The 24,319-nt window shown below is 63.2% G+C and carries 24 protein-coding genes; 10 read left to right on the top strand and 14 right to left on the bottom strand.

All coding sequences use genetic code 11. The annotated features are described in order from the left end of the window. Positions 1-30: 30 nt before the first annotated feature. Positions 31-618 carry a HupE/UreJ family protein gene (locus QEO92_RS12755; RefSeq protein WP_227703279.1) on the bottom strand — a complete coding sequence of 196 codons (588 nt, stop codon included), beginning with the start codon at positions 616-618 and terminating at the stop codon, positions 31-33. A 219-nt stretch (positions 619-837) separates the two neighbouring features. Here QEO92_RS12755 and QEO92_RS12750 point away from each other — a divergent pair, with 219 nt between their 5' ends. Beyond that, positions 838-1,425 (top strand): ATP-dependent Clp protease proteolytic subunit, encoded by a 588-nt coding sequence (locus tag QEO92_RS12750; RefSeq protein ID WP_227703278.1) that lies wholly within the window; start codon positions 838-840, stop codon positions 1,423-1,425. A 64-nt stretch (positions 1,426-1,489) separates the two neighbouring features. On the opposite strand, the gene QEO92_RS12745 is transcribed toward QEO92_RS12750, so the two are convergent. After that, positions 1,490-2,524: a MerR family transcriptional regulator gene (locus tag QEO92_RS12745; RefSeq protein WP_227703277.1), complete on the bottom strand. Its 1,035-nt coding sequence runs from the start codon at positions 2,522-2,524 to the stop codon at positions 1,490-1,492. A gap of 218 nt (positions 2,525-2,742) precedes the next feature. Between QEO92_RS12745 and QEO92_RS12740 the strand changes: the two genes are divergently transcribed. Together QEO92_RS12740 and leuA are read left to right on the top strand one after the other, a co-directional pair. Next, positions 2,743-3,927: a benzoate/H(+) symporter BenE family transporter gene (locus tag QEO92_RS12740; RefSeq protein ID WP_227703276.1), complete on the top strand. Its 1,185-nt coding sequence runs from the start codon at positions 2,743-2,745 to the stop codon at positions 3,925-3,927. A 325-nt stretch (positions 3,928-4,252) separates the two neighbouring features. Then, the gene (gene leuA / locus QEO92_RS12735; RefSeq protein WP_227703275.1) at positions 4,253-5,977 is read left to right on the top strand and encodes a 2-isopropylmalate synthase; all 1,725 of its coding nucleotides are present in this window, start codon (positions 4,253-4,255) and stop codon (positions 5,975-5,977) included. A 12-nt stretch (positions 5,978-5,989) separates the two neighbouring features. Here the strand turns inward: leuA and QEO92_RS12730 are convergent, their stop codons facing one another. After that, complete coding sequence (locus QEO92_RS12730) at positions 5,990-6,379, bottom strand: winged helix-turn-helix transcriptional regulator (protein WP_227703274.1); 390 nt, start codon at positions 6,377-6,379, stop codon at positions 5,990-5,992. 97 nt (positions 6,380-6,476) lie between these two features. Here QEO92_RS12730 and QEO92_RS12725 point away from each other — a divergent pair, with 97 nt between their 5' ends. Next, the gene (locus QEO92_RS12725) at positions 6,477-7,436 is read left to right on the top strand and encodes a quinone oxidoreductase family protein (protein WP_227703273.1); all 960 of its coding nucleotides are present in this window, start codon (positions 6,477-6,479) and stop codon (positions 7,434-7,436) included. On the opposite strand, the gene QEO92_RS12720 is transcribed toward QEO92_RS12725, so the two are convergent. The 3 genes from QEO92_RS12720 to QEO92_RS12710 all read right to left on the bottom strand — a co-directional run bounded on the left by QEO92_RS12720 (position 7,433) and on the right by QEO92_RS12710 (position 9,810). Continuing rightward, positions 7,433-8,278 carry an anti-sigma factor family protein gene (locus QEO92_RS12720; protein WP_227703272.1) on the bottom strand — a complete coding sequence of 282 codons (846 nt, stop codon included), beginning with the start codon at positions 8,276-8,278 and terminating at the stop codon, positions 7,433-7,435. The genes QEO92_RS12725 and QEO92_RS12720 overlap by 4 nt on opposite strands. 2 nt (positions 8,279-8,280) lie before the next feature. Further along, positions 8,281-8,760, bottom strand: coding sequence for an RNA polymerase sigma factor (locus QEO92_RS12715; protein WP_037148077.1), 480 nt, complete (start codon positions 8,758-8,760; stop codon positions 8,281-8,283). Between the two features lie 96 nt (positions 8,761-8,856). Then, entirely contained in the window at positions 8,857-9,810 is a 954-nt protein-coding gene (locus QEO92_RS12710; RefSeq protein WP_037148683.1) for a metallophosphoesterase family protein, read from the bottom strand. Between the two features lie 66 nt (positions 9,811-9,876). Between QEO92_RS12710 and QEO92_RS12705 the strand changes: the two genes are divergently transcribed. Then, positions 9,877-10,365 carry an NUDIX domain-containing protein gene (locus tag QEO92_RS12705; RefSeq protein WP_227703271.1) on the top strand — a complete coding sequence of 163 codons (489 nt, stop codon included), beginning with the start codon at positions 9,877-9,879 and terminating at the stop codon, positions 10,363-10,365. A gap of 12 nt (positions 10,366-10,377) precedes the next feature. Here the strand turns inward: QEO92_RS12705 and QEO92_RS12700 are convergent, their stop codons facing one another. Further along, positions 10,378-11,367 (bottom strand): glutathione S-transferase family protein, encoded by a 990-nt coding sequence (locus QEO92_RS12700; RefSeq protein WP_227703270.1) that lies wholly within the window; start codon positions 11,365-11,367, stop codon positions 10,378-10,380. A 264-nt stretch (positions 11,368-11,631) separates the two neighbouring features. Here QEO92_RS12700 and QEO92_RS12695 point away from each other — a divergent pair, with 264 nt between their 5' ends. After that, on the top strand, positions 11,632-12,150 hold the full coding sequence (locus tag QEO92_RS12695; protein WP_200883927.1) for a GNAT family N-acetyltransferase: 519 nt from the start codon (positions 11,632-11,634) through the stop codon (positions 12,148-12,150). 122 nt (positions 12,151-12,272) lie between these two features. Continuing rightward, positions 12,273-13,586, top strand: a complete 1,314-nt coding sequence (locus tag QEO92_RS12690; RefSeq protein ID WP_227703269.1) for an MFS transporter — start codon at positions 12,273-12,275, stop codon at positions 13,584-13,586. Between the two features lie 17 nt (positions 13,587-13,603). On the opposite strand, the gene QEO92_RS12685 is transcribed toward QEO92_RS12690, so the two are convergent. Genes QEO92_RS12685 through QEO92_RS12660 form a run of 6 tightly spaced genes read right to left on the bottom strand, consistent with a single transcriptional unit; the run spans position 13,604 to position 21,380 of the window. Continuing rightward, entirely contained in the window at positions 13,604-14,023 is a 420-nt protein-coding gene (locus QEO92_RS12685; RefSeq protein WP_227703268.1) for a GNAT family N-acetyltransferase, read from the bottom strand. 37 nt (positions 14,024-14,060) lie between these two features. Then, positions 14,061-14,477: a GNAT family N-acetyltransferase gene (locus tag QEO92_RS12680; protein WP_227703267.1), complete on the bottom strand. Its 417-nt coding sequence runs from the start codon at positions 14,475-14,477 to the stop codon at positions 14,061-14,063. Positions 14,478-14,481: 4 nt separating this feature from the next. Next, a complete protein-coding gene (locus tag QEO92_RS12675) occupies positions 14,482-16,548 on the bottom strand; it encodes a hypothetical protein (RefSeq protein ID WP_227703266.1) in 2,067 nt (688 codons plus the stop codon). 12 nt (positions 16,549-16,560) lie between these two features. Next, positions 16,561-19,404 (bottom strand): DUF4159 domain-containing protein, encoded by a 2,844-nt coding sequence (locus QEO92_RS12670; RefSeq protein WP_227705156.1) that lies wholly within the window; start codon positions 19,402-19,404, stop codon positions 16,561-16,563. Further along, complete coding sequence (locus QEO92_RS12665) at positions 19,404-20,339, bottom strand: DUF58 domain-containing protein (protein WP_037148065.1); 936 nt, start codon at positions 20,337-20,339, stop codon at positions 19,404-19,406. Before QEO92_RS12665 ends, QEO92_RS12670 begins: the two co-directional genes overlap by 1 nt. Positions 20,340-20,366: 27 nt before the next feature. Further along, complete coding sequence (locus QEO92_RS12660; protein WP_037148063.1) at positions 20,367-21,380, bottom strand: AAA family ATPase; 1,014 nt, start codon at positions 21,378-21,380, stop codon at positions 20,367-20,369. Between the two features lie 199 nt (positions 21,381-21,579). Between QEO92_RS12660 and QEO92_RS12655 the strand changes: the two genes are divergently transcribed. Genes QEO92_RS12655 through QEO92_RS12645 form a run of 3 tightly spaced genes read left to right on the top strand, consistent with a single transcriptional unit; the run spans position 21,580 to position 24,106 of the window. Continuing rightward, entirely contained in the window at positions 21,580-22,203 is a 624-nt protein-coding gene (locus QEO92_RS12655; protein WP_227703265.1) for a DUF1285 domain-containing protein, read from the top strand. After that, a complete protein-coding gene (locus tag QEO92_RS12650; RefSeq protein ID WP_037148058.1) occupies positions 22,200-22,835 on the top strand; it encodes a CoA pyrophosphatase in 636 nt (211 codons plus the stop codon). Before QEO92_RS12655 ends, QEO92_RS12650 begins: the two co-directional genes overlap by 4 nt. A gap of 8 nt (positions 22,836-22,843) precedes the next feature. After that, positions 22,844-24,106 carry a CCA tRNA nucleotidyltransferase gene (locus QEO92_RS12645; RefSeq protein WP_227705155.1) on the top strand — a complete coding sequence of 421 codons (1,263 nt, stop codon included), beginning with the start codon at positions 22,844-22,846 and terminating at the stop codon, positions 24,104-24,106. Between the two features lie 17 nt (positions 24,107-24,123). On the opposite strand, the gene QEO92_RS12640 is transcribed toward QEO92_RS12645, so the two are convergent. After that, a complete protein-coding gene (locus QEO92_RS12640; protein ID WP_227703264.1) occupies positions 24,124-24,315 on the bottom strand; it encodes a DUF1059 domain-containing protein in 192 nt (63 codons plus the stop codon). Between the last annotated feature and the right edge of the window lie 4 nt (positions 24,316-24,319).

The raw sequence follows: 24,319 nt of genomic DNA, 5'->3' as shown, positions 1-24,319 counted from the left end.
GGAATCGCTTAAATCCTTGTAATCTTCCGCTCAGCCGAAGACCAGCGAGAGGCCGGCAAGCGCGGTGAGGCCACCCAGCATGCGGGTGAGGTTCGGCGCGAAACGGGAGATGCCAAGGCCGAGTGCGATGCCTGCCATGTGCAGCAGCGTCGTGGCGGCGACGAAGCCCAGACCGAACTGCAGCGCACCAGCCGAGCCGAGCTCTCCGCCATGCGCATGGCCGTGGAAGAGTGCGAACAGGCCGACGATCACGGCGCCGACCACGGTCGGCAGGTGCACCGCCATGGCGACCAGCAGGCCAAGCGCGATGACGGATGCCAGGATGGCCGGCTCGACAAAGGGAAGCGCCACGCCTGCAAGGGCGAGCACAAAGCCGACGGCCATGGTGCCGACGAAGGCCGAGGGGACGGCCCAGAGCGCCTTGTTGTTCCGGTCTTCCCTGGCGATCTGCGCCGCCCAGAGGCCCACCGCGACCATGACCAGAATATGATCCATGCCGAACAGCGGATGGGAAACGCCCGCCATGAAGGAGCCGTGCTCCACAGGATCGAGATGGGCGAAGGCGGGTGCAGTGGCGGCGGTGAAAATGGCGGCGGTGAGTGAAAGGCGTTTCAGCATCGTGATCCCCTTGAAATTATGAGCATGCGAAATGACATCGGAGGATAGGCAAGCCTCTTCCGCGTGTCTATCGCCAATTGGCTATCCCGGAGCGCTCGGGGTACGTCATTCACCCTAGCTATCAGAAGGTGGGAGTCTTAGACTTCCCCTCCATTGTCTTACGGCGGCGAACACATTATGTCCCGTATCATGAATCCCATGCAGGAGACTGTGACCGTGATGAACGACGAAGACGAAAACGACGAGAAGACGAAAGAATTGCCGCTCGGCAAGGAGACGGAGGCGAATCTTTTCAAGTCGCGTTCGATCTTCATCTATGGGCCGATCACCCAGGAACTGGCTCAGAAGGTCTGCACGCAGCTCGTGGCACTCTCCGCCGCCAGCGACGATGACATCCGCATCTATGTGAACTCGCCCGGCGGGCATGTGGAATCGGGCGATTCGATCCATGACATGATCAAGTTCATCAAGCCGAAGGTCTGGATGATCGGCACGGGTTGGGTGGCATCGGCCGGTGCACTGATCTATGTCGCCGCGCCGAAGGAGCGGCGTATCGCGCTTCCGAATACCCGTTTCCTGCTGCACCAACCGTCCGGCGGCACGCGCGGCATGGCATCCGATATCGAGATCCAGGCGCGCGAGATCATCAAGATGAACGAGCGGCTGATCAAGATCTTCTCCAAGGCCACAGGCCAGTCGGAGGACAAGATCGCCAAGGATATCGACCGCGACTACTGGCTCGGCGCGGAAGAGGCCAAGGACTACGGCCTTGTGTCTCGGATCATCACCTCACAGAACGAAATCTGACGAGTTCGAATTCCTAAAGACGGAGCCCCGCCGGCATTGCCGGCGGGGCTTTTTGTCTCAGGGGTTAGGCCACCTGCGGCCGCCAGGCGATGACGCCTTCGGTGCGGGCTCGAATCTCAGGTGAAGCAAGGCAGGTCGCGACGGCTTCAAAGCCCGGCGCGCCCGGATAGGGCATCACCCGGACCGGCGGATTGTGGTTGGCCGGGCAGTGGATGATCGCCTCGTCAGGGCCGACGGCGGCGAGATCGAGGATAGCCGACGAGCGCGTCAGCATGAAGAGCGGGCATGCATCGGATCTGCGACTGCGCAGATGCGCGATGACGGCCTCCTGCGTGGCCTGATCCAGTCCCTGTTCGATCATATCAATGACCAGGATGGCCGCATCGTCGGCTTCCAATGCGGCGACGAGCTCGATCAAGGCCGGCGATATCGTTGCGCCGTCCTCGACAAGCCAGGCAAGCGCTTGCTCGACCTGGGCTTTCAGCGCAGGATCGGCTTCCATTCGAACTCCTGCTTCGGCGGCATCGTCCTTTACGCGATCGAGGCCGACGAAAGCCGCGCCCGGCAGATGGTCGGCGATCGCCTTGGCGAGCCGCGTCTTGCCGCTGCCGAGCGGGCCGATGATGTAGTTCAGCGGCTTGATGTCCGTGAGCTCGAACCGTTCCCCGCCCCAGGGCCAGGGCAGGTCGAAGGCGGCGACCACCTCGGCTGCCGGTTTGGTCAGCCGCACGAGTTCGTTGAGCTTTGGCGGATGGCCTTCGGCCAGATCGGTGCGGAGTGTGCGAACCGTCCGGACCGTCTCGGCGATACGGCGGGCTTCGGTTTCAAGTCGTATCTGGTGCGCGGCAAGCACCGGTTCGAGGCCTTGCGGATCGCCCTTCAGAATCCGCGCCACCTGGGTGAGGCTGAGGCCGAGCGCTCTCAGTGCTGCGATCTCGGCGGCACGAGCCAATTCGGCAGGGCTATAGGTCCGCCAGCCGGCTGACGTGCGGACCGGCGAAACCAGGCCGCGCTGTTCGTAAAGGCGGAGCGCCTTTGGAGATATGCCGAGCCGCTCGGCGGCCTTGGACGCATTCAGGTATTGTGCGGTAGACGTCAAGGAATCACCTCGTAGGTTGTTGACCGCTTCTCTATCGGGGCAGCCCCAAGGGCCGGGTCAACCCTGTTTGTGAGGACACGGCGGATTATCGATCGCCGCCATTCATTTCGCCCATGACTTTTCGCCGACTGCCGTACCCTTATGCCGCAAACGCGCCTTGCCTTTCCCGCAGGGCTTATGCTCGATAGCGATTTTCGTGTTCACGAGTCCCGCCCCAGATGCTCAAGGATTTCTCCGTCTCCGCCCTGATGATGGGCCTGCTTACCGCCTTCGTCGGTTTCGTCAGTTCCTTTGCCGTCATCATGCAGGGATTGCAGGCGATGGGCGCGACCGCACCGGAGATCGCTTCGGCGCTGCTTGCGCAATCCGTCTCGATGGGCCTGCTGGCGATCGTCTTCTCAGCCTGGTTCCGTATGCCGATCAGCATCGCCTGGTCGACGCCGGGTGCCGCGCTGCTTGCCGGCATCAGCGTGATCGAGGGCGGATTTCCCGCAGTCGTTGGCGCTTTCGTCGTCTGCGGTGCGTTGATCGTGCTCTCGGGCCTCTTCCGGCCGCTTGGCCGGGTGATCCGCATGATCCCGGCGCCGCTCGCCAACGCCATGCTTGCCGGGATTCTGCTGAGCCTTTGTCTCGCGCCGGTGAAGGCGGTGGCGTTCAATGCCGCGCTCGGCCTGCCGATCGTGCTCACATGGATGGTGGTGGTTTCGCGCTGGCGGCTCTGGGCCGTGCCGGCGGCACTCGTTGCACTCGTGCTGGTGCTGATCTTTGGGGTCGAACTGCCGGCGGATACGATGGAACAGATCGGTGCGGCGATCCATCCGGACCTCACTTTCATCGAGCCTGTCTTCACCTGGAGCGGGATCGTTTCCGTCGCAGTGCCGCTTTTCATCGTCACCATGGCGTCCCAGAACATTCCGGGCATCGCGATCCTCAAGGTGCATCATTACGAGCCGCCGCCGGGTTTGCTGTTTGCCGGCACGGGCATCTTCTCGATCCTCGGCGGGCTCACCGGCGGCGTGCCGGTCAACATGGCGGCGATCACCGCTGCCATGTGCGCCAGCGAGGATGCCCATCCCGATCCCGCAAAACGATACTGGGCGGCGATCGTCGGCGGCTTCGGCTATATCGGACTCGGTCTTGTCGCCGGCGGCATCATAGCCTTCGTGTCGCTGGCGCCGCCGATCCTCTTGCAGGCGGTAGCAGGGCTAGGTCTTGTCAATGCCTTCTCCAGCGCGGCCTTCGCAGCCTATCGGGAACCGGAAACGCGGGAGGCGGCGGCGATCACCTTCCTCGTCACCGCCTCGGGAGCCTCGTTTGCCGGCATTTCCGGCGCCTTCTGGGGGCTGGTCGCCGGCGGCGCGATGATGGCGCTCAGGCATTTCATGCAATCGCCGAAAAAATAATCGGGCACTTGCCTCAAAATCCGGTCGCGGCTATACATCCGCCCATGACCATGACAGGCGCAATCATGTCCGACCGTTTGCCGACCAGCCGCATCGCGGCCGGGGCACCGGTTCTTGCGCTTTCCTCGCTTCTTAGCCTCGACCTTACGCGCGGTTGCCGGGTCCGTTGAGGAGCGCCCGGCGGCCGATCAAGCCTGCCGGCGTAAGAGCTCCTCTCACAAACGTTCAAGACCGATCCACATCAGACCGTTAAAGGTCCGCATCGGCAATGGCTTTGCCCCGAAGGGCGCCAAGCGATGCGTGAAGCGAGAAGAGACTCCAGATCATGGACGCCAAGACCCAATCTCCTGAAATGCCGACCGTGAAACACGGCATGCCGGAAGCGGCGATGAAATACCGCGCCTATCCGACGATCAACATTCCCGACCGCACCTGGCCGTCGAAGACCATCACGAAGGCGCCGATCTGGTGCTCCGTCGATCTCCGCGACGGCAACCAGTCGCTGGTCAATCCGATGGGCCACGACCGCAAGGCCCGCATGTTCAAACTCCTGCTCGACATGGGCTTCAAGGAGATCGAGGTCGGCTTTCCCTCCGCTTCGCAGACCGATTTCGACTTCGCCCGCTGGTGTGTGGAACAGGGCGGTGTGCCGGAAGACGTTTCCATGCAGGTGCTGGTGCAGTGCCGGCCGGAGCTGATCACCCGTACCTTCGAGGCACTGGAAGGCGCACACCAGCCGATCATCCATTTCTACAATTCCACCAGTGAACTGCAGCGCCGCGTGGTGTTCGCCAAGGACGTCGCCGGCATCAAGCAGATCGCCGTCGATGCGGCGAAGATGATCACCGACATGGCGGCAAAGGCAGGCGGCGGCTATCGCTTCCAGTATTCGCCGGAGAGTTTTACCGGCACCGAGCTGGACGTGGCGCTGGAGATCTGCAACGCGGTGATCGAGGTGATGAAGCCGACCGCCGACAAAAAACTGATTATCAACCTGCCCTCGACCGTCGAGATGGCGACGCCGAACATCTATGCCGACCAGATCGAATGGATGTGCCGCAACATCGACAACCGCGAGAACATCATCATCTCGCTGCATCCGCATAACGACCGCGGCACCGGCATCGCGGCGACGGAACTGGGATTGATGGCAGGCGCCGACCGCGTCGAGGGCACGCTGTTCGGCAATGGCGAGCGCACCGGCAATGTCGATATCGTCACGCTGGCGCTCAACATGTTTACCCAGGGCGTCGATCCGGAACTGGATTGCTCGGATATCGAGCGGATCAAGGCGGTCTACGAATATTCAAACGAGATGAAGATCCCGGAGCGCCACCCTTACGTCGGCGAACTGGTCTACACGGCCTTTTCCGGCTCGCACCAGGATGCGATCAACAAGGGCATGAAGGCGATCAGGCAGGCCAACGACCCCCATTGGGAAGTGCCTTACCTGCCGATCGACCCGCGCGATGTCGGCCGCTCCTACGAGGCGATCATCCGCATCAACTCGCAGTCCGGCAAGGGGGGCATCGCCTATATCCTGCAGGAGGATTACGGGCTGAACCTGCCGCGCAACCTGCAGGTCGAATTCCGCGAGGACATCCAGCGGATCACCGACGAAGAAGGCGTGGAGCTTCCTTCCAAGCGCATCTACGACCGTTTCATCGAGCGCTACGTGGAACAGCCCGGCGCGCGGCTGAAATTCGTCGACCATCACACCTATCCGGCAGGTAGCGATCACAAGGGGGTTCGGATCGTGGCAGCCGAGATCACCGATCGCGGCGAGGTGAAGCGCATCGAGGGGAAGGGGACGGGGCCGATCGACGGATTCATCAACGCGCTCTCGACCTATCTTGGCATCGACATGTCGGTCGCCGATTATTCCGAGCACTCGCTGCAGCACGGCTCCAACGCTTCGGCCATCGCCTATGTGGAAATTGAGTATCCAGGCGGAAAGCTGTTCGGTGCCGGCATCAACACCAACATCGTCGCGGCTTCGCTGGAGGCGATCGTCTCGGCGGCAAACCGGGTGCTGGCGACGAAGGGGTGAGAGCGATCGAGATCAGGCCGCGGCGGCTTCCACGCCGCGCGGCCTGACGATGCAATCGAGAAGCGCGTGGTTTTCTCCTTGCGCTTCTGCGTGGCGCTGGCCCCACCGGCAGAGTGCGTAGAGAATTGGCTCCAGACCGAGGCCGAGTTCGGTCGCGGTATATTCGACGCGCGCCGGCACTTCCGCGAAGATTTCGCGAGACACGAGGCCGTGCTCCTCCATCTCCCGCAACTGCTGGATCAGAACCTTCTGGGTGATGTCCGGCATCATCCGCTTGAGCTCCGAAAGCCGCTTCGGACCTGAAAAGACATGGTAGAGAATGACCGGTTTCCAGCGGCCGGAAATCACCTTCAGGGCGCGTTCGACCGGCAGTTTCGGCAGGTTTTTCAACGGATCCGCCATGGTCACCTCCTGGTGGGTACGGCACGAAAGAGTGTGTATTCGGGCCGGCCTTCGCGCTGCTAAGCCCGCCTCATGTTTCCTATAGATGAGGTTTCCGATGAAAGCCGTCCAGTTCTCCCGCTTCGGCTCTCCCGAGGTTTTCGAGTTTGTCGATATGCCGGCGCCCGAGCCGGCAGCGGGCGAGGTGCTGATCCGGGTGAAGGCCGCGGGTATCAACTTCTTCGAGGTGTTGATGCGCGCCGACAGATATGCGGTAACGCCGAGCCTGCCGATGGTGCCCGGCGTCGAGGTGGCTGGCGTGGTTGAGGCGGTCGGCGCGGGTGCCGGTGCACAATGGCTCGGCGCGCGTGTCGCAGTACCGCTGTTTGCGATCGGGCGAGGGGCGGGTGGTTATGCGGAGTATATCGCCGTCGAGGCGGATGGGTTGGCGCCGGTGCCGGACGGGCTCGCTTTCGAGGATGCCGTGGCACTGATGGTGCAGGGACTGACGGCGCTTCACCTCCTCCGCCAGAACCCGGTTACGGGCAAGCCTGTGCTGGTTACGGCAGCGGCCGGCGGTGTCGGGTCGCTGCTGATCCAGCTTGCGCGACGTGAGGGAGCCGAGACGATCATCGCGGCGGCGGGGAGTGACAGCAAGCGGTCGCTCGCACAGTCGCTCGGCGCGGATATCGCGGTCGACTACACGCGGCCCGGCTGGGGGGAGCAGGCAGGCGTCGGCATCGTCTTCGATCTCGTTGGCGGCGATATGTCCAAAGCATGCGTGGCGGCACTGCGACCCGAAGGCCGGCTGGTGCTCGCTGCCATGGGTCGGTTTTCGCTGGGAGGCGCCGATATCGAGGCGATGCTTGCGGCGAACCAATCGCTGCAGGGATTTTCGCTCCTGCCTCTGCTGGACGGGAGGACGCTCCGTAGCGATCTAACCTCTCTTTTCCGGCTTGCGGAAAGAGGTGAGTTGACGGTGCTGCGGGGAGGCGCGTTTCCGCTTGCCGCAGCCGCCGATGCGCATCGGGCGATCGAGAGCCGCGACACGGCCGGCAAGGTGGTTCTGCTGCCTTAAATCAGTCCCGCCGCCTTGGCCGCGATGTCGTCCAGATCGGCGGCGGAGGAGGGGCCGACGACCATGTAGGTCGCGAGCGGGGTCACCCAGGAAACGAGGCCCGTGTCATTGCGGATCTCCTCGATCGAGCGGTTTCCCTCCAGCCGGGTCTTGGTGAAAGAAATGGCGACCACGTCGCCGTCCCCGTCGCCATCGGTGCGCCGGTAGAGAAGCTGGCCGACCGGCACGTCGCCGGCGGGGAACAGACGTGCCCCCTGAAAGGTCAAGCCGCTGTCGCTGAGATCGGGAATACGGAAGCCGACGCCGGTATTGGTCGTCAGCCATTCGAGAATATCTGCGGGCCTTTCAGCGGGTATCTCCGCAAGATGATTGGTCTGCCGTGCATAGAGCCGATAATGGGCGATGACGTCGTCAACCCAGTCGCGGCTGTTCGCAGCAGTCGCTGAAATCAGTGCAGTCTCCGATGCGACGGGGCGGGCGCCAACGAGGTACCCGATCCCGCCACCAAGGAGGAAAAGGACAAGGCAGGCGGCGGCGATCTGGGGGCCGGAGGGCTTGAACGAAAGTGTCGGATGGGGCGCGTGCGGCAGGCGGATGGCCTTGCGCGGCAGCGCCGCATTCCTGATGGCGCGGACGAGATCGAGCGGCACCGGTTCCTTCAGCATGTCTTCGAAGGCGCGCCGGCCGGTTTCGGCCCCATGCTTCAGCGCGTCGTGCAGCGCCCGGGCCTGCGGGTCGTTGACCAGCAATTCCTCGACATCCTGCCGGTCGCGTTCGGTGGCCTGCCCGTCGATATAGGCAGAGAGCTGCAGCTCAAGCGGCGATGGTTTGAAGGCTCCCATGATCAGGCTCGACGCTCGCTTGTTGCGGTGCCGACGGAGGAAAGCTTCAGACGGGCGGCGCAGAGCCGGGCCACGAACTGATCGGCCGGGATGCCGAGGATCGCAGCCGCTTCGGCATAGGTAAAACCCTCCACGTCCGCCAGCAGCAGGGCGCTCGCGAGCCCTTCCGGCATGGACAGAAGCGCATTCGATGATTTGCGATTTCCGGGGGCGTTGCCGCTATCGGCGGCATCCGGATTTACCCGTTTGCGCTTGCGTGATTCGTCCGCACGGGTGCTGCGCATCATGCTGAAGAGCCAGTTCTCCAGCCGGTCTTCGCCTTTCCAATGATGGCTCTTCTGGATCGCCCGGTCGGCGACCTCGCGCACCAGAGCGTCCGCTTCCGGCGCATTTCCCGTCAGCGTCAGCGCGAAACGGCGCAGGCGCGGCAGGAGGGCGACGAGGTCGCGCCGAATATCGGTCGATAAGCTCGCTGGGTTCATGGACGAGGATGCTCTCGCGGTTGCGTTACAATGACGGCTGCAAGCTACTAGCTATGACCGGATTGTGGCGATTCCGCAACAATCACGGTATTGATTCTACAACATTCTGGCCGCTTCGGGAATCGATGCCGTAGCCGGGAGTTCACCGTAGAGAAGCCGGCTGTTGTCGAGTGCGACGCCATCGCCGTTCTCCGTTAGGCTGTGGCGCTCGCACAGAAGGTTCCAGGCGCCCGGTTCTCCCGACAGCGTGAAGAGGTTGTAGGCGGCGCGCGGCTTGTGGCCCCCCGGGCCTTGCGAGGCGGAGGCTATACCGACGACCGGTACCTGGCCGTGATGGCTCGTCAGCCAGTAGAGCGTGTTGAGATGTGTGTGGCCGTGCAGGACCAGTTCGGCCCCGCCGGTGGAGATGGCGGCAGCGAAGCGGCGGATACCGATCATGCGCTTGTGCGAGGACGTGGCGCGGTGGATCGGCGGGTGATGGATCAGCACGACGCGGAACAGCCCTTCCTCGCCGGCCTTCTTCAGAAGGTTTACCGTCTCGCGCGCCTGCCGGGGGCTGTAGTATCCCGAAGCGGAAAAGGGGGGCGTGGCGTTCGAGGTGGAGCAGCCGATGATCGCGACCGGCCCACGCCGGCGGAAGGTGGGGAAGACGTGGTCGTCCTGTGGCCAATCCGCCGGCCCATCGTCGCTCCTGATGAAGGGATACCAGGCGTTGACCGACTTGTCGTGCGCGCCCGGCACATAGGCGTCGTGATTGCCAGGCACGACAGTGGTCTCGATCGGGTCGCCGATCGTCTCCAGCCATTCGCCGGCAAGCCTGATTTCGATACCGGTTGCAAGATTGACAAGGTCGCCAGTTACGACCAGATGGTCCGGTTCATGCGTCTTCAAATCGCTCAAAAGCAGGTCGAGGGTGTTGACGAAAAGATGCTTGCGCCGGTTGCGATGCCAGTTCACAAAACCTGTGATGCGCTTCGAGAAAAGCTCGCGGAGCGAAAGTCTTGGAAGCGGTCCCAAATGGATATCGGAAATATGCGCGAATTTGAACATGGCGCACACATAACGCATCGTCGGGGAAATCGTTATCGATTTCTCCGGCTGCTCTCGGAGTTATGAATGAGTGAAGAGGGCATTCCGGAGATCCGTGGATTTCGGAGCAGCGCGATGGTCTGGCTGGCGCATCGGTTCTTCATCCTGAAGCGCGGCATGACGCTCGGCGTGCGCGCCGCCTGCTTCGATGCGGAAGGCCGTATCTTCCTCGTCCGCCACACCTATGTCGCGGGATGGTATATGCCGGGCGGCGGCATGGAACGGCATGAGACCGCGCTCGCGGCACTTCGCAAGGAATTGCGCGAAGAAGGCAATCTTGAAATCTGCGGAGAGCCCGAGCTTTTCCATGTCTACTACAATCGCAACACCAGCCGGCGCGACCATGTCCTGTTCTATCGAGTGACCGTGGAACAGATCGCCCCACGCATGCCGGATATCGAAATCGCCGAGAGCGGCTTCTTCGCACTGGACGCATTGCCAAAGGATGCGACGGTTGCGACGCGAAGCCGAATCAAGGAGTTAAGCGGAGAATCTGAGAAATCGGATTATTGGTGAGAGGCAGGTTACTCACGCCGCTTTCATCAATTTCTCTCGCCCGTGCGGCGTATCGAGGTCGATCGCCGGACCGACGGGCACGATGCCGGTTGGATTGATGGTGCGGTGGCTGCCATAATAGTGGTTCTTGATGTGGAACAGGTTGCAGGTCTCCGCCACGCCCGGATGCTGGTAGAGGTCGCGCAGGTAGCCTGAGAGGTTCGGGTAGTCGGCGATGCGGCGGATGTTGCACTTGAAGTGGCCGACATAGACGGGGTCGAAGCGCAACAGGGTGGTGAACAGTCGCCAATCGGCCTCGGTCAGGCGATTGCCGAAGAGATAGCGACTCTCGGCAAGCCGCTTTTCCAGAATGTCGAGCGTCTCGAACAGGCGATTGACGGCCTGTTCATAGGCGTCCTGAGCGGTGGCGAAGCCGGCCTTGTAGACGCCGTTATTGACCGTGTCGTAGACGAGGGCGTTCAGCTTGTCGATCTCGTCGCGCAGGTTTTCCGGGTAGAAGTCCGCCGTTGAGCCGGTGAGGGCGTCAAAGGCGCTGTTGAACATTCGGATGATCTCCGAACTCTCGTTCGAAACGATCGTCTGCTGCTGCTTGTCCCACAGGACCGGCACGGTGACACGACCGGAATAGTTCGGATCGGCTTTCAGATAGACCTGATAGAGATAATCCGAGCCGAAGAGATCATCGCCCGTGGCGCCTTCGCGTTTCTTGAACTCCCAGCCGTTCTCCAGCATCAGGTAATCGACGACAGAAACGGAGATCAGGTCTTCCAGTTCTTTCAGCTTGCGGAAGATCAGCGTGCGGTGCGCCCACGGACAGGCATAGGATACATAGAGGTGGTAGCGTCCTGCTTCCGCCTTGAAGCCGCTCCGGCCGGAGGGACCGGCGGAACCATCGGCCGTTAGCCAGTTGCGGAACTGCGACGCGGCGCGTTTGAAATGGCCCTTGCTTCCTTTCGTATCGTACCAGACGTCCTGCCATTTTCCATCGACGAGCATGCCCATGGCGGTCTCCTTCGGTTCCTTTGTGGCAATAGATACGGAGACGGCGGAAGATTGCGAGGCATGAATTTATGAACGCTGCGTTTTTGCATTGGACGAGCGGAAAATTTCCTGATACGTGCGTTTCCGCAAATTTGGAGACTGTTTTTCCCAATGACTGAAGCACGGGCACTGCGACGACGTTGATCTTTTGACAAGGCGCCTTTGAAGGGCGTCATCGAGATTGCCTGTCCTGTCCGCTCCTTTTTCTACGGCTTCGGTCCATCCATGTCCCAGCACGAACTTCTGCATAAACACGAACTTGTCTATCTCACAGAGGACGCATCCCACGATGACGTCATCGAGCTGATCAATGCCGAGGCCTTCGGCCCGGGGCGGCATGCCCGCGCTGCCGCACGTATCCGCGAGCAGGGGCCGCATGACCGTTCACTTTCCTTCGTCTGCACCGACGACGGTGAGACGATCGCGTCGGTGCGGATGACGCCGGTCCTTGCGGGCGACGTGAAGGGCCATCTCCTGGGGCCGCTCGCGGTTCGCCCATCGCACAAGAACCGCGGCATCGGACGGGAACTGGTGCGAATTGCCATCGAAGCAGCCAAGCGCAAGGGGTCGGAAGCGGTGATCCTGGTCGGCGACCCTCCTTACTATGGCCCGCTCGGCTTCGAAAAGGTCGCGTACAACGCACTCGAATTCCCGGGACCTGTCGATCCGGGCCGCGTTCTGGTCGTTCCCATTTCAGGAGATGTGCATGCGCGTCTCAGGGGAACGATCGGCTGGCGTCCATAGGACAATTCCATTAAGCCTCTACCGGTGCGCCGGCTGTGACTGCCGGCGAGATTCGGCAGAACGCATTCCGTGTCCTGAAACTGCTGCGTGTTTCGGGACATGCCGGGCTAGGGGGCAAATGCATGACGGCTATCACGATGGATGAGGCGCTCGACCGTGCGGGTGCGGGGACCTACCAGCGACGGCTGATGGCAATCTTCGGCCTTGTCTGGACCGCGGATGCGATGCAGGTCCTGGCGGTCGGTTTCACCGCGGCATCGATCGCAGCGACCTTCGGTCTCACCGTGCCGCAGGCGCTGCAGACCGGTACGGTCTTTTTCCTTGGCATGCTGCTTGGCGCCATGGGCTTCGGCAGGCTTGCCGACCGGATCGGCCGTCGCCGGGTGCTGATCGCCACTGTTGCCTGCGACGCCTTGTTCGGCACGCTTTCCGTCTTCGCGCCCGATTTCACCATCCTGCTCGTGCTTCGCTTCCTGACCGGGGCGGCCGTCGGCGGCACGCTGCCGGTCGATTACGCAATGATGGCGGAATTTTTGCCCGCCAGGAACCGCGGCCGCTGGCTGGTTCTGCTGGAAGGCTTCTGGGCGATCGGAACGCTGATCGTAGCACTCGCCGCCTGGGCGGCCAGCCTTGCCGGTGTTGCGGATGCCTGGCGCTATATCTTCGCGGTGACGGCCATTCCTGCGCTCGCCGGTGTCGGCCTTCGTTTCCTCGTGCCGGAATCTCCGCTCTACCTGGTGCGTTCCGGCCGCAGCGACGAAGCCAAAGCGATCGTCGATCGGATGCTCGTCGTCAATGGTCATCCGCGGCTTGCTTCTGGCACCAGTCTCGTTCAGCCGCCTCCTGTCGCGGCGACCGGTATCTTTTCCCCGGAACTGCGCCAGCGCAGCATCATGATCCTGGCGATCTGGTTCCTCGTTTCGGTTTCCTATTACGGCGTCTTCACCTGGATGCCGGCCAGGCTCGCCAGCGAAGGGTTCGGCTTTGTGCGCGGCTATGGATTCCTCGTGCTGGTCGCGTTGGCGCAACTGCCGGGATACGCACTCGCCGCCCACGGTGTCGAAAAATGGGGGCGCAAGCCGACGCTGATCGGTTTCTGTCTGCTTTCAGCGCTCGGCTGCCTGCTTTTCGTCATGGCACCCTTCGCCCTCCTGATCGGGATCGCGCTGTTGCTGATGAGTTTCGCGCTGCTCGGCACCTGGGGTGCGCTCTACGCCTATACGCCGGAACTCTATCCGACGACCTCGCGAGCGACCGGTATGGGGGCGGCGGGCGCCATGGCGCGGCTCGGCGGCCTGCTTGCCCCGTCGCTGGTGGGTTATGTCGTCGCACAGGGGCTTGGGCTGACGATCGGCATATTCGCCGGCCTCCTGGTGATCGCCGCCGTAGCGGCCCAGCTGATCGATACGGAAACGCGTCATGCATCGCTCGCCTGACGCCTTTCCGGATCCAGTCAGAACCGCTTTTCCAGCCACGTCACCGAATGGCCTCCCGTGAGGCCCTTCAGACTGCCGATCTCGGTATAGCCCTGCTTCCGATACAACTTGAGCGCCTGAGGGTTCATGGTGTCGATATAGACGCCGACGCAGCCACGGGCGTGGGCTTCGGCTTCCGCCATTTCCAGCATCCGACCGGCAAGGCCTCGGCCGCGCAACTCCTCGGGGATATAAAGCATCGAAATGTAGAGCCAGCCGCGACCGGTATAGCCCGTCAACCCTCCGACGAGATTACCATCCGGATTGTAAAGCGGCACGGCGAGTTCCCGCCGCCCGCTTCCTCCGAAGGTGTCGACATTATACTCCTTGAGCCGGTCGAGGATGATCTCCTCGTCCTCCGGCGTGACACCTTCGATGAGTTTCAGTTCGATATCCATGGGCAACGCCTGCTCGTCCTAGGCGCGAATGGATAACTTAAAGCTCCTTCTTTAGGAAGATGCGCGTGCGACCCTTTGGAAAATCGGGCAACTCACCGAAAATCTCGTAACCCTGGCGCATATAGGCCTTACGGGCGACCGGGCTGAACGTGTCGATCCAGGCGCCGTGACAACCGCGGGCACGGGCCTCCCGTTCGGCTTCCGTCAAGAGCTTGCCGGCCATGCCGCCACCGCGCAACGCGTCGGGAATGAAGAGCCACTGGGTGAAGAGCCAGCCCCAGGCGGTATAGCCAGAAAGGCCGCCGATCACCTTGCCCTCGATATCGCGGATCAGAACAGCGAGCGGCTTGCGCTCGGACGGGCCGACCTCAGCATCGTTGAAGGCGGCAAGTCCTTCACCGATCGCAGCCAAATCCTCGGCGCAAGGCGAGGCGGTCACTTCGAACTGAGACATCCGTCTATCGACCCTCGCGCCACCACATGGCCGAAACCGCAAGGAGCAGGGCGGCAAGGCCGGCGAACCCGGCAAACAGCGGCAGCGTGTTGATCCCCCGCAGCACGGTCTCGTCCGTCAGGCGGATCACCAGACGGTCGGGGTCATTGACGCGCACCTCGCCGCGGACGGGCAGGATGTCCGGCAACGACACACCGGATCCCGACGCGACACGGGTGACGAGGCCATGGGTCTTGTCGGCATAGGGTTTCAGAGTCTCCTCGGTCGAAATCATCGCCTTGAATTCCGGGGCGTCGACCGCACCGACATGGACAAGGGTCGAAAACTGGCCGTTGGTCACCTCGAAAAGGCCGGTTTCCTCCATGCGGCGCTCCAGCCGGTACTCACCGGGACCGGCAGCCGTCATCGGCACGGTTTCGGTTCGGCCTGACGGATATCTGATCGTCGCAGGTCCCGGGTCGTCTCTGATCGTCTGGCGCGTTGCTTCCAACGTGCGACCGACGGCCCGGGCGGTCAGCGCCTCTTCCTCCAGCTCCGGCTCCTTCATCAGCCAGTGGGCGATGCGGCGGTAGAGCGAGACGTGCGGACCGCCGCCTTCGAAGCCGCGCGCCCACAGCCATCCCTGGTCGGAGAGCAGCATGGCGACACGGCCTTCGCCCTGGCGGTTCAGGACGAGAAGCGGACGGTTGCCGTCGCCTTCCATCACTGTCTGGCCCTGCGGCGTATCGACATCGATGGTCCGGAACCAGCGACCCCAGGAGGGCGGGGTCTGGTTCGAACCGTCGAGCCCTCGGGTGACCGGATGCTTCTGTCCCGCTTCAGATAGATGCGGATAGAAGCCGGCGTTGTGGACCTCACCGGTGGGGGCGGCAGGCAGGACCTGTTCCAAGGGCGTCGAAGCGATCGAATCCTCGCCGGCATGCTCGGGGCCGGCGGCAATCAGCAGCGCACCGCCGTTCTGCACATACTGCGCGATGTAATCGTAATAGAGGATCGGCAACACGCCGCGATGCTTGTAACGGTCGAAGATGATCAGGTCGAAATCCTTGATCTTTTCGACGAAGAGCTCGCGGGTCGGGAAGGCGATCAGCGACAGTTCGTTGATCGGCGTACCGTCCTGCTTTTCTGGCGGACGCAGGATGGTGAAGTGGACGAGGTCAACCGAAGCGTCGGATTTCAGGAGGTTGCGCCAGGCGCGCTCGCCCGCATGCGGTTCGCCGGAGACAAGCAGGACGCGGAGATTCTGGCGGATGCCGTCGATGACGTGGACGGCACGGTTGTTGGCGGTCGTCACTTCGCCGGGAAGCTCGGCGACCGAGAATTCCATGACGTTGTTGCCGCCGCGCGGGACAGTGAAGGAGAAGGGCGTTTCCGCACCGGGCGTTGCCTGCAGCGTGGCGATCTGCTGGCCGTTCATCCGCACCGTCACCTGCGCCGTGCCGCCATTGGAGCGGCCGTCATCGAAGACGCGGAGCGTGAGTTCCTGTTCCTCGCCGACAATGCCGAAACGCGGCGCCCGCACCACTTCGACGCGGCGGTCGAACTCGTCCGGCTGGCCGGTGATCAGGCCGTGGACAGGGGCGTTGAAGCCGAGATCCTGATTGATGCCGGGAAGATCGTGGATCTGGCCATCGGTGAGGAAAACCGTGCCGCCGATGCGAGCCGGGGGGACATCGGAAATCGCGGAGCGCAGAGCGGTGAAGAGCTTTGTCGACGGCGTGTCGGAATCGCCGTCATCGGCGACTTCGACGACACGGGTCTCGATGCGCGGGTAACGGGAGAAGCGGTCCTGCAGGCTCGCAAGCGCTTCATCGGTCTGCTCTTTGCGCCCAGCGGTATCCTGGCTTTGGGAGCGGTCGACGATGATCGGCACGACGGTCGAGAGCTGCTCCCGGTCTTCCTGCATCAGCGTCGGATTGGCAAGCGCCAGAAGCAGGGCGGCGAGCGCCAGCGTCCGCAGCGTCGCGCCGCGCACGCCGCGCCAGAAGGCAAGCGCGGCGAGGATGAGGGCAAGTACGCCGAGACCGGCAAGGATCGGCCAGGGGAAGAAGGGGGCGAATTCGATGGTCATCGTCACCTCTCCTTATTGGCCGAGCCGTTCGAGGAGCGCCGGCACGTGCACCTGGTCGGCTTTGTAGTTGCCGGTCAGCATATACATCATGATGTTGACGCCGGCGCGGTAAGCGTACTCGCGCTGCATCTCGTCCGGCGGTACGGTCGGCATGACGGGTGCCCCTTGTGTGTCGATCGCCCAGGCACCGGCGAAATCATTGCCGGTGATGAGGAGGGGCGTCACGCCATCACCGCTGGAGGAAAGCTGCGCGCCGGTATTCCTGGCCTCCTGCCGCGCCTCGACCCAGAGCGGGCTGCCGGTATAGCGGCCGGGGAAATTGGTGAGCAGGTAGAAGGAACGAGTCAGCACGTGGTCGTTCGGCGTCGGCTCCAGCGGCGGAATATCGATATTGGCGAGGATCGCCTGAAGTCGCTCGCCGTTGGGTGTCGTGCCTCCGCCATCGAGCGCCGAATACTGGTCACGTGTATCGAAAAGCACCGTGCCGCCGTTGCGCATATAGGCGTCGATGCGGGAGATCGTGGCTTGAGACGGCATCGGCGCATTGGCGGAAATCGGCCAGTAGATGATCGGATAGAAGGAAAGCTCGTCTTTGGAGATGTCGAGGCCGACCGGTGCGCCGGGCTCCAGCGTCGTGCGATAGGTGAGGAACTGGCTCAAGCCCTCCATGCCCTGTTCGGAGAGACGGTCGACATCCGCCTCGCCGGTGACGACGTAGGCGAGATGGGTGGTGTCGAGCCGTTCGAGGATCTGTTCGTCGCCAGGCTTGGCGCCCGAACCGGGCGGCATTTCCTGCGCCAGGGTCTGGCCGGGCGCAAAGGCGAAAAGGCCGAAGGCGAGGGCAGCGATCGCAGCGGCGGCAGCCCCGCGGCTCGGTCGTGGGCCGCGCGGAACGCGGGAGAAGACACCGTTCATGAAGAGCACGACGAGACTATCCAGTACCAGCAGTGCAAAGGCGGCGGCAAAGAGTGCCGGACGAAGTGACACGGCCTCTCCGCCAGCCAGACCCTCGAGGACGACCGGCCTGCCGGCGGCAGCCGTATCGAAGGGGGCAATCACGGTTTTCGGCGCAAGCAGGTTGACGGCAGTGAATCCGTCCTCCGTGCCATAGAGGCCCGGTGGATGATCGAAGCTTGCGACCGGTGTCTCACCGGCTGCGATCGGGATCGGCCGTGCCGTGCCGGTTTCCGTCGTCAGGATGCCGTCGGCGGTCAGCAGCCGGTAGGGCGGCAGCGTCACGGTCGCGCCATCGGTGCCGGTTCCTGAAGACGCCGCACCTCCGGCACGGGCAAGCTGGACGAGGCGGCGCAGCATCTCAACGAAATTACCGGAGAGCGGCAGGTTCGACCAGGTCGCCTCCGCGCTCGTGTGGAAGAGCACGATGCGGCCGGCTTCGACCTCCTTCTCCGTAATCAGCGGCGTGCCGTCCGCGAGGCTTGCCCAGGTGCGTTCGGCAAGGTCCGGGGTCGGTTCGGCCAGAACCTGACGGGTCACGGTGATATCGGCGGCACGTGGCATGCCGGCAAAGGGGCCGAAGCTCGGGAAGTCTGCAAGCGACTGGGGTTCGGACCACGACATGGCACCACCAAGCGCTCGTTCGCCCTGGCGAAGGATGACCGGTACCAGCGGATCGTCGGCGGGAGCGGCGGCGAGGCGCGGGCCGGCGAAACGGATCAGCGTGCCGCCACGGGAAATCCATTGCTGCAGTGGTGCATAGGTTTCGGCCGGCAAGCGGCCGATATCGGCCATGATGATGGCGGAGGGATTGCCCTCGAGGATTTGCGGAATGGAGACGGACAGGTCGGCCGTGTTCGGCTGAATGATGTCCGCATAAGGCTGCAGCGCGCGGCTGATGTAATAGAGCGGCTGAAGAAGCGGCTGGAAATCGCTGCCGCTTTCGCCAGCCAGCAGCGCAATCCGCCGGCGCTTGAAACCGTCATCGAGCAGGTGTGCCGAGCCGGCCGTGGCAAGGCCCTCGATGTTCAGCCGCGCGAAATCGTTGCGCAATTCAAAGGGGGAGGCGATCTCGGCGGTGGCGGTCGCCGCACCGGCGGCAAATTCGAGCATGCCAGAGGCAAGCGCGCGGCCCTGCGTGTCGAGCGCATTGACGGTCAACAGCTGCTGCGCCGAGGTCGAAAGGCGTGTCGCGGTGACAGACATGGCGCCGGCATTGTTGACTGCATCGGTCAGCGCGACGGCGCTGTGGCCGTCGCCCTCGATCAGGCGCATATCGGTAGGAGAGAGGGCGGCAAGTGCCGACAGGGCCTCATTGTCCCCTGCGGCTGCCATGCCGTCGGAAAGGATGACAAGCGTACCGGGGCGGGTGCCGTTCATGGCCTCGCTGACGGCTTCAGCGGCGCGGGCGCGATCCGGCACCAGCGGTTTGGGGCTTGCGGCAGCAAGCTTGTCACGGGCTGCCGCAGCCGTGCCGGGCACAGGTTCGTGACTCGCATCGGCGGTAAAGGCGATCGAAACGGGTACATCGGCGCTTTCCGCATCGTCGATCAGGAGGTCGGCGGTCTCGACGCGGCGCTCCCAATCGGCAGCGGTCGCCCAGCCGTTGTCGATGACGAGCACCAGCGGCCCGCCGGCGTTCAACGAGTTGGCACGCGGATTCATGACCGGATCGGCGATCGCCAGGATGACCGCGGCCGCGAGCAGCATCCTGAGAAGCGTCAGCCACCAGGGGCTCTTTGAGGGCGTCTCCTCGCGTTTCAGCACGCTTGCCAGGATCCTCAGCGGCGGAAAAACCTCCGTCTTCGGGCGGGGCGGGGTCAGCCGCAGCAGCCACCAGATAATCGGCAGTGCGATCAGGCCGAAGAGAATGGCCGGGTTTGCAAAGGCGAGTGCGCTCATCATGGCATGCCTCCGCCAGATTGCAGCCCGCCTGGCTTCTGGGCCGGCATGCCGGAGAGATAGCCATGCACGGCAGCCAGCGCCTCGGATGCGAGATGGTCGGTCCGGTGGAAGACGAAGCTCCAGCCGAGGCGGCGCAGTGCTTCACCCAGAGCCTCGCGACGGGCGAGATAGGCGCGCTGATAATCCTCTCGGATCATCTCGGCGCGGCCGGAGACGAGTTTCTCACCGGTCTCCGGATCGGTGAATTCCGTGCGGCCGGCATAAGGGAAGGTTTCCTCGGCCGGATCGGCGATCTCGACGACATGGCCGCGCAGGCCGCGGCGGCCAAGCGGCGCGATGCGTTCCATGACCTTGTCGGCGTCATCGAGGAAATCGCCTATCAGGACGATATCGCTCTGGCCCCGGATCATGCTTGTTTCCGGCAGTCCGGTTGTCAGCGGTGCGTGCATGATGGCGGCGGCCAGCCGCTCGGCGGCATTTCGTGCAGAAACAGGTTCCATGATGCCAGGACACCCGATACGCTCGCCGGAGCGGGCGAGGATTTCGGCAAGCGCCAGCATCAGCACCAATGCGCGGCTTTCCTTGGAGACGTGCGCGAACGTCGATTTATACATCATTGACGGCGACATGTCGGCCCAGAGCCACACGGTATGGGCAGCTTCCCATTCGCGATCCCGGACATAGGTATGGTCGTCGCGAGCAGAGCGGCGCCAGTCGATGCGCGACAGGCTCTCACCCTCAGCATAGGGCCGGAACTGCCAGAAATTCTCGCCCATGCCGCGCTTGCGGCGGCCATGCCAGCCGGCGATCACCGTGTTGGCTATGCGCTTTGCCTCCACCATGCAGTCCGGAACCAGTGCGGCACGCGCCTGGGCGCGGGAGAGAACTTCGCTACTCGGTGTCTGCTCTACGATCTGGCCGATGGATGCCACGCATTGTCCTTTCTGAGCCGCCGGACGTTACCCACGGGCCTGCTTTACCAGGCCGGCGATGACGTCGCGCACCGACATTCCTTCGGCACGCGCCGCAAAGGTCAGCGCCATGCGGTGTTCGAGCACCGGTTCGGCAAGCGCGTAGATATCGTCGAGCGAGGGGGCCAGGCGGCCTTCATAAAGCGCGCGGGCGCGGGCCGTCAGCATCAGCGACTGGCCGGCACGCGGGCCAGGACCCCAGGCTACGTTCTTGTCCGTCGTCGCATTGCCGTGGCCGGGGCGAGCGGAGCGTACCAGCGAGAGGATGGCGTCGACCACCTTGTCGCTTACGGGCATCTGGCGGACGAGCATCTGGATTTCCTGAAGGCGGGCCGCATCGATAATGCCGCGCGGCTTGGCTTCCGAAAGGCCGGTGGTTTCAAGCAGAATCTGCCGCTCGGCGGCGAGTTCCGGATAGAGAACGTCGACCTGCAGCAGGAAGCGGTCAAGCTGGGCTTCCGGCAAGGGATAGGTGCCTTCCTGCTCCAGCGGGTTCTGGGTCGCGAGCACGTGGAAGGGGGCCGGCAGGTCGTAGCGCTGGCCGGCGACCGTGATGTGATATTCCTGCATGGACTGCAGCAGCGCCGACTGCGTGCGCGGCGAGGCGCGGTTGATCTCGTCGGCCATCAGGAGTTGGGCGAAGACCGGGCCCTTGACGAAGCGGAAGGAGCGGCGGCCGGTATCGTCGGTATCCATGACTTCCGAGCCAAGAATGTCGGAAGGCATCAGGTCCGGCGTGAACTGGATACGGTTGGAGCCGAGGCCGAGGACCGCGCCGAGCGTCGCCACAAGCTTTGTCTTGGCGAGGCCGGGTACGCCGACGAGCAGCGCATGGCCGCCGGAGAGCACGGCGAGCAGCGTGTTTTCGACCACTTTTTCCTGGCCGAAAATCACTTTTGCGACTTCGGCACGGATAGCGGCGATATCGGAGAGGGCATTTTCGGCAGCGGCGATGACGGCTTTCTCATCGAGAACGGTTTCGGTGGAATTCATCATGCCCATATCGCTCTCCATCAAATCAGGACTGGCAGGCCTTTCAAGACCGGGTTTCATCTCCCGGGGGCGAATCGCTGCGCCGCAGCACGCACCTCATCCGATCAAACTTATTCCCCGAAATATGGCTGACAAGCACGTTTCGAATGACTATCTCGTGAGGGACGATTGCTTCCTTGAATGATTACGGTCGAACCGGGACTGAAAGATGGCGGCGCAGACGATAAATTCGGCACCCGATGCTGCGGGGCTCGCAGCCCTGATTTCGCGTGCTTCCGAGCAGGCCGGTGCGGAAAAGCGCGGCCTGCCGCCGGTGGAGAAATGGAATCCACCCTTTTGCGGCGATATCGACATGGAAATCCGGGCCGATGGCACGTGGTTTTACATGGGAACCCCGATCGGCCGGGCACCGCTCGTCAGGCTGTTTTCGACCGTCCTGCGCAAGGACGAGGATGGCAAAACCTACCTCGTAACACCTGTGGAAAAAGTCGGCATCAGGGTCGCGGACGCGCCCTTCCTGGCCGTCGAGATGCAGGTCACGCAGCGTGAGGGAGACCGGATCCTCACGTTCCGAACAAATGTCGGTGACGTGGTGGAGGCTGGCGCGGAGCATCCGCTGCGCTTTGCGATCGCCGGCGAGAACCGCGAGCTCAAACCGTACCTCCTGGTGCGCGGCCGGCTGGAGGCACTCGTCTCGCGGCCGGTGATGTACGATCTCGTGGAACTTGGTGAGACGATCGTGGTAGACGGTGAGCCGATGTTTTCCGTCCGCTCGGGAGGGGAGGTTTTTCCCGTCATGCCCGAGGCTGAACTGGACGCGTTATCACGATGAAGGAATACCCTCTTTATTCCGCCGGTGAGTTCCGTCGCCGGGCGCTGAACCAGAATGGCGGTCCGATCGACCATGCCTGGCGCGACCATGGCGATCATCTGCTCAATCCAACACTGGTCGATCTTGCGGCAGAGCTGAAGCTGAAGGATGCAGCCGTGCTGGTGCCGGTCGTCGACGATGGCGATGAGGCTCACGTGATCCTCACGCAGCGGACATCGAACCTCAGGAAACATTCCGGCCAGATTGCCTTTCCCGGCGGAGCCATCGATCCGGAAGACATTTCTCCGGAACAGGCAGCTTTGCGTGAGGCGGAGGAGGAGATCGGCCTCGATCGGTCCTTCGTCGAACCGCTGTCGAGGCTCCCTACCTATTATGCGGCGACCGGCTTTCGTATCACGCCGGTGCTCTCGGTGGTGAGGCGCGGCTTCGAGCTGAAGCCCAATCCGGCCGAGGTGGACGACGTTTTCGAAGTGCCGCTTTCCTTCCTGATGAACGAGGCGAACCATCAGCGTGGCAGCCGCGAATGGAACGGTACGGAACGGCATTTCTATCTCATGCCCTATGAGGAGCGGAACATCTGGGGTATTACCGCCGGCATTCTGCGCACGCTATATGAAAGGCTGTATGCATGACCCTGGGCATGACCTCCGTCGCGGGCGAGGCCTGGTTCCACGATCAGGCTCTGCAGCGCGTTCTCGCGATGCTTAACGCCGATGGCGAGGCCCGCGTTGCAGGCGGCGCGGTGCGCAACGCGTTGATGGGCCTGCCGGTCGCCGATATCGACATCGCGACCACGCTTCTGCCGGAAAACGTTGTAGAGCGCGCAAAAAAAGCCGGTATCAAAACGGTGCCGACCGGCATCGAGCACGGCACGGTGACGCTGGTGATCGACCACCACGCCTTCGAGGTGACGACGCTGCGCCGGGACGTGGAGACCGATGGCCGGCATGCCAAGGTCGCCTTCGGCACCGGCTGGCAGGAGGACGCCGAGCGCCGGGACCTGACGATCAATGCACTTTACGCGACCGCGGACGGTACGGTGATTGACCTCGTCGGTGGCCTGCCGGACATCGAGACGCGGACGATAAGGTTCATCGGTGATGCGGGTCAGCGGATCGCGGAGGATTACCTTCGCATTCTGCGCTTCTTCCGATTTTTCGCCCATTACGGTTCCGGCCGGCCGGATGCGGATGGCTTACGTGCCTGCGCGCGTGCCAAGGACAAGCTCTCGACGCTGTCGGCCGAACGCATCTGGTCGGAGACGAAGAAACTGCTTTCGGCCGCCGATCCTTCCCGGGCGCTTCTGTGGATGCGGCAGGTCGGCGTACTCACCGAAATCCTTCCCGAGACGGAGAAATGGGGCATCGACAATATTCACGGTCTCGTTTCGGTCGAGCAGGCGCTCGGCTGGGCGCCTGACCCGATGCTCAGGCTTGCGGCGATCGTGCCGCCCGATGCCGAGCGGCTGGAGGCCATGGCAAAGCGGCTCAGGATGTCGAATGCGGAGGGCGCGCGCTTGACGAACTGGGCCAGCACGCCCATGCCGCCGGACGAGATAGCCGATGTGGCGTTCGACCGGCTGCTTTACCGCCATGGCGCGGAAGGCGTGATCATGCGGCTGAAGCTGGGGCTTTCGGTCGAGCGGGCAGGGGCGAAGAGCGGCGACCCGGCGGCAATGCGCCGATCGGCGCGGCTTTCGACCCTCCTGAAACGGGCCGAGAAATACGAAAAGCCAGCCTTTCCTCTCAGCGGTTCCGATATCGTCGCGACCGGAGTACCGCCGGGCAAACGGGTCGGGGAATTCCTGAAGAACCTGGAAGATTTCTGGGTCGAGCGCAACTTCACGCCCGACCGGGCGGCGCTTGCCGCCCGGCTCGACGAGATGATCCGCAATTCGCCTTAAGTCAGCTTCGCTGTCCGTCAGGCTGCCGCAGCACCGCCTTCATCACGGATGCGTGCCTTGATATTCTCGACCATGTTTTCGCGAATGATCTCCTCGCCATGGGCCATGCGCATGTGCTCCACAGCGCGGCGGACCACTTCGGCGTCCTCATCGGCGCGGGTATGCCACTGGCAACCGGGCACAAGCGTGCCGCATTCGAACAGTCGCATCTTA

Origin of the sequence: Neorhizobium petrolearium (assembly GCF_029854435.1) — a bacterium.
In the GTDB taxonomy this organism is placed as follows: Bacteria; Pseudomonadota; Alphaproteobacteria; order Rhizobiales; family Rhizobiaceae; genus Neorhizobium; species Neorhizobium petrolearium.
Note: the sequence above shows the minus strand (reverse complement) of the source record. Positions and strands in the feature narration are given on the sequence as shown.

Bases quoted from the DNA above. Each gene is read 5' to 3' on its own strand.
- QEO92_RS12755 (WP_227703279.1), bottom strand. From the start codon at position 618: ATGCTGAAACGCCTTTCACTCACCGCCGCCATTTTCACCGCCGCCACT.
- QEO92_RS12750 (WP_227703278.1), top strand. From the start codon at position 838: ATGAACGACGAAGACGAAAACGACGAGAAGACGAAAGAATTGCCGCTC.
- QEO92_RS12740 (WP_227703276.1), top strand. From the start codon at position 2,743: ATGCTCAAGGATTTCTCCGTCTCCGCCCTGATGATGGGCCTGCTTACC.
- leuA (WP_227703275.1), top strand. From the start codon at position 4,253: ATGGACGCCAAGACCCAATCTCCTGAAATGCCGACCGTGAAACACGGC.
- QEO92_RS12730 (WP_227703274.1), bottom strand. From the start codon at position 6,379: ATGGCGGATCCGTTGAAAAACCTGCCGAAACTGCCGGTCGAACGCGCC.
- QEO92_RS12725 (WP_227703273.1), top strand. From the start codon at position 6,477: ATGAAAGCCGTCCAGTTCTCCCGCTTCGGCTCTCCCGAGGTTTTCGAG.
- QEO92_RS12720 (WP_227703272.1), bottom strand. From the start codon at position 8,278: ATGGGAGCCTTCAAACCATCGCCGCTTGAGCTGCAGCTCTCTGCCTAT.
- QEO92_RS12715 (WP_037148077.1), bottom strand. From the start codon at position 8,760: ATGAACCCAGCGAGCTTATCGACCGATATTCGGCGCGACCTCGTCGCC.
- QEO92_RS12710 (WP_037148683.1), bottom strand. From the start codon at position 9,810: ATGTTCAAATTCGCGCATATTTCCGATATCCATTTGGGACCGCTTCCA.
- QEO92_RS12705 (WP_227703271.1), top strand. From the start codon at position 9,877: ATGAGTGAAGAGGGCATTCCGGAGATCCGTGGATTTCGGAGCAGCGCG.
- QEO92_RS12700 (WP_227703270.1), bottom strand. From the start codon at position 11,367: ATGGGCATGCTCGTCGATGGAAAATGGCAGGACGTCTGGTACGATACG.
- QEO92_RS12695 (WP_200883927.1), top strand. From the start codon at position 11,632: ATGTCCCAGCACGAACTTCTGCATAAACACGAACTTGTCTATCTCACA.
- QEO92_RS12690 (WP_227703269.1), top strand. From the start codon at position 12,273: ATGACGGCTATCACGATGGATGAGGCGCTCGACCGTGCGGGTGCGGGG.
- QEO92_RS12685 (WP_227703268.1), bottom strand. From the start codon at position 14,023: ATGGATATCGAACTGAAACTCATCGAAGGTGTCACGCCGGAGGACGAG.
- QEO92_RS12680 (WP_227703267.1), bottom strand. From the start codon at position 14,477: ATGTCTCAGTTCGAAGTGACCGCCTCGCCTTGCGCCGAGGATTTGGCT.
- QEO92_RS12675 (WP_227703266.1), bottom strand. From the start codon at position 16,548: ATGACCATCGAATTCGCCCCCTTCTTCCCCTGGCCGATCCTTGCCGGT.
- QEO92_RS12670 (WP_227705156.1), bottom strand. From the start codon at position 19,404: ATGAGCGCACTCGCCTTTGCAAACCCGGCCATTCTCTTCGGCCTGATC.
- QEO92_RS12660 (WP_037148063.1), bottom strand. From the start codon at position 21,380: ATGGGCATGATGAATTCCACCGAAACCGTTCTCGATGAGAAAGCCGTC.
- QEO92_RS12655 (WP_227703265.1), top strand. From the start codon at position 21,580: ATGGCGGCGCAGACGATAAATTCGGCACCCGATGCTGCGGGGCTCGCA.
- QEO92_RS12650 (WP_037148058.1), top strand. From the start codon at position 22,200: ATGAAGGAATACCCTCTTTATTCCGCCGGTGAGTTCCGTCGCCGGGCG.
- QEO92_RS12645 (WP_227705155.1), top strand. From the start codon at position 22,844: ATGACCTCCGTCGCGGGCGAGGCCTGGTTCCACGATCAGGCTCTGCAG.
- QEO92_RS12640 (WP_227703264.1), bottom strand. From the start codon at position 24,315: ATGCGACTGTTCGAATGCGGCACGCTTGTGCCCGGTTGCCAGTGGCAT.